Genomic DNA, 3696 nt, shown 5'->3' on the forward strand with positions numbered 1-3696 from the left:
GCTCCCAGGACCACGCCCACGGCCGCGCCACCCAGGATCTCCCACACCAGACGTCCCGCCACGTCACCCGGACCGGTGGACGGTAGTACCACGGCCACCGCGATCCCGACCAGGGCCAGGGCGAGTCCGTCGTTGATCCCGCTCTCCACCGTGAGGAGCTTGCGCAGGCGTGCGGGCAGGTCGCGTTGGGCGGGCTTCCCGGTCACCACCGACGCGGCCAGCACCGGGTCCGTGGGGCACAGGCAGACGCCCACCAGCACCGCCAGGGCCAGGGGAAGGCCGAGCGTCAGCGCCGCGGCGCCGCTGATGACCGCCGCGATCGGCATGACGACGCACAACAGCAGCGCCACCTGGGGTGCCAGTCCGCGCAACGAGGTCGCCGGGAACCGCAGCGCCGCCGTCATGACCGAGGCCGCCAACAGGATCCGGGTTCCCTCCAGGAGGAGGGAGCCGCGCGTCTCGGGAGGCAGCGGGAGAAGACCGACCACGTAGGGCCCCAGGGCCGCGCCGAGCAGCAGCGCCAGGAGCGGCTCACTCAGGGGCAGTGCCCGAATCTTCTCACTGAAAAGAGCGAGGATGACACTGAGCGTGCCGATGGTCGCGTACACCAAGGGGAGGGGGTCCATGGTCTCCTCTGCTGGCCTCGTGTCCGTGTCGGGTGCGGAGCTGTGTCGCTCCTCCTCCCTCTACCTCCGCCGCAGCAGGTTAATCGCCCTGGACGTCCCCGTGGCGGATGCCGGACCGGGGTGGCGGAAACAGGTTCCGGAACGCCACCCCGCCGCCCTCACCTTGCCGCCGTCAATCCGCCACCTCGATCTTCTCCGCACCGGCCCTCTCCGCGTCGGCCTCCCTCGCGTTGTGGTGCCTGCCGAGGGGGAGCATGAGGGGCCTGCCCGACGTGGGATCGGTGATGACCTCGCTGCGCAGACCGAACACGGCCTCCACCGTCTCGGGGGTGAGCACCTCCTCGGGCGCGCCCGAGGCGTGGAGCCGGCCGGAGGCGAGCGCGATGAGGTGGTCGGCGTAGCGCGCGGCGAGGTTGAGGTCGTGCAGGACCAGCACGATCGTCGTTCCCAGCGAACGGTTGAGGTCGGTGAGCAGGTCCAACACCTCGACCTGGTGGCTGACGTCGAGGAACGTGGTCGGTTCGTCGAGCAGGAGCAGGTCCGTCCGCTGGGCCAGGGCCATGGCGATCCACACCCGCTGGCGCTGTCCGCCCGAGAGCTCGTCGACCGGCCTGTCGGCGAGCTCGACCGTCCGCGTCGCCTCCAGGGCCTCGGCCACGGCCTCGTCGTCCTCCCCGCTCCACCGCGAGAACACGCGCTGGTGGGGATGGCGGCCCCGCCCGACGAGGTCGCTCACGGTGATGCCCTCCGGGGCGACCGGCGACTGCGGAAGCAGACCGAGCGTGCGCGCGACCTCCTTCGACGGCATGCGGTGGACCTCCTTGCCGTCCAGGAGCACGTGCCCGCCCCGGGGTGCCAGGAGTCGCGACATCGAGCGGAGCAGGGTGGACTTGCCGCACGCGTTGGCGCCGACGATCGCGGTGATCCGGCCCGGCGGGACGGCCAGGTCGAGCGACTCGATGACGACGCGGTCCTTGTACCCGAGCGTCAGGCCCTCGACGAGGAGCGAATGGGCCGTGGTCACAGGGAGCCTCCCACGCGGTTGGTTCGGACGATCAGGTAGACGAGGTAGGGCGCGCCGAGCACGCCGGTGACCACCCCGACCGGGTAGCGGGTCCCGAAGGCGTACTGCGCGCAGAGGTCGGCCACCAGGACCAGGAGCGCCCCGACCAGCGCTGACGGGATGAGCAGGGAGCCGTTCGGGCCGACGACGCGCGCCGCGATCGGCCCCGACAGGAAGGCGACGAAGGCGATCGGTCCCGCCGCCGCGGTCGCGAAGGCGATGAGCCCCACCGCTCCGACGATCACGACCAGCCGTGTGCGGTCCACGCGCACGCCCAGGGCCGACGCGGTGTCGTCGCCCAGCTGGAGCGTGGCGAGGTTGCCCGACTGGTGCAGGAGCACGGGGGAGAGCAGCACCAACGCGATGACGACCGGAACGACGTTGTCCCAGGTGGCGCCGTTGAGGCTGCCGGTCAGCCACCGCATCGCCTCCTGGAGGTCCCACTGGGCGGCCTGGTCGAGGACGTAGTCGGTGACGCTGGTGAGCATGGCCGCGATGCCGATGCCGATCAGGATGAGGCGCGTCCCCGCCACCCCGTCCCTGAACGACAGCACGTACACGACCAGGGCCACCAGCAGACCGGCGACGACCGCGAAGACCGACACCCCGGTCTCACCGAGGGAGAGCACCACGATCGCGAAGACCGCCGCCGCGCTGGCCCCCGCGCTGATGCCGATGATGTCCGGACTGGCCAGCGGGTTGCGGAGCATGGTCTGGAACGTCACGCCCGCGAGCCCGAAGCACAGCCCCGTCACCACCGCGAGCACGGCGCGCGGCAACCGGAGCCGTCCGACGGTGAACGAGGCCCCCGGCACGTCCTGCCCGAGGATCACCCGCGCGACGTCACCGAGCGGGTAGAAGGTGTGCCCGACCATCAGGGACACGGCGAACACGACGACGATCGAGGTGGTGAGAACGGCGATCACGGCGCGCCGCCGGCGCGCGCGCCGCACCCGGCCGCGGGCGACGGTCTCGACGGTGGAGGCGCTCACAGTGCACGCACCTTCTGACGGCGGACGATGTAGATGAAGAACGGGGCGCCGATCAACGCGGTCACGATTCCCACGTCGATCTCGCTGGGACGTGCCACGACGCGGCCGACCACGTCCGCCGCCGTCAGGAGGGCGGCGCCGACGAGCGCCGAGAACGNTCCACGCCCACGAGCAACCGGCACACATGCGGGACGACGAGCCCGACGAAACCGATCGGCCCGGTGACGGCGGTGGTCGCGCCGCACAGCACGACCGCGCCGAGGAAGGCCGCCCCGCGCGCGAACGCGACGCGTTCGCCCAGCCCCGCGGCGAGGTCGTCGCCCAGGGCGAGGAGGTTGAGCGCCCGCGCCGACAGCAGGCACAGGACCAGGCCGACCACGACGAAGGGCAGTACCTGCCCGAGGCCGTCGAAGGTTCCGCCGCCCACCCCGCCGATCTGCCAGGACCGGGCCCCGTCGGCGATGTCGCCCCGCGGAATCACGACGGCCCTGATGAACGAGGCCAGGGCGGCGGTGGTCGCCGCCCCGGCGAGGGCGAGCTTGAGCGGTGTCGCGCCGCCCCGCCCCAGGGAGCCGATGGCGTAGACGAACACCGTGGTGGCGCCCGCGCCGATGATCGCGACCCACACGAAACTGGTCGCGGACGTCAGACCGAAGTAGGCGATACCGGCGACGACGGCGAGCGAGGCGCCCGTGTTCACGCCCAGGATGCCCGGGTCGGCCAGCGGGTTGCGGGTCACGCCCTGCATGACGGCCCCCGCCACGCCCAGGGCGGCCCCGGCGAGGACGGCCAGCAGCGTCCGGGGGATGCGTTTGGCGACCGCCGCCTGGTCGAAGTTCTCGGCCGCGCCGCCGAGCGCCGCCACGACGGCCGACCAGGGCACGTCGCGGGAGCCGACGGTGATCGAGGCGAACATGAACGCGCCCAGCACGGCCAGCACGACGAGCAGCCAGAGGGACTTGGTGGTACCGCGCCTCGGGCGCCGCGCGACGGCGGCGCCCGAGGGGGGGGCTGT

Annotated in this window: 3 protein-coding genes and 1 pseudogene; all 4 read right to left on the reverse strand. The window is 72.4% G+C overall.

What is annotated here, in order from left to right:
• A partial coding sequence (locus D455_RS0100225; protein ID WP_017568749.1) for a cation:proton antiporter domain-containing protein occupies positions 1-626 on the reverse strand: 626 nt, incomplete at its 3' end.
• Between the two features lie 172 nt (positions 627-798).
• Entirely contained in the window at positions 799-1650 is an 852-nt protein-coding gene (locus D455_RS0100230) for an ABC transporter ATP-binding protein (protein ID WP_017568750.1), read from the reverse strand.
• Positions 1647-2681, reverse strand: coding sequence for a FecCD family ABC transporter permease (locus tag D455_RS0100235; RefSeq protein ID WP_017568751.1), 1035 nt, complete (start codon positions 2679-2681; stop codon positions 1647-1649). Before D455_RS0100235 ends, D455_RS0100230 begins: the two co-directional genes overlap by 4 nt.
• Positions 2678-3696, reverse strand: a pseudogene (locus tag D455_RS28750) (FecCD family ABC transporter permease); the annotation flags it as partial. The pseudogene D455_RS28750 and the gene D455_RS0100235, both read right to left, overlap by 4 nt.

The sequence above is a fragment of the Nocardiopsis halotolerans DSM 44410 genome (assembly GCF_000341065.1).
GTDB lineage: Bacteria > Actinomycetota > Actinomycetes > Streptosporangiales > Streptosporangiaceae > Nocardiopsis > Nocardiopsis halotolerans.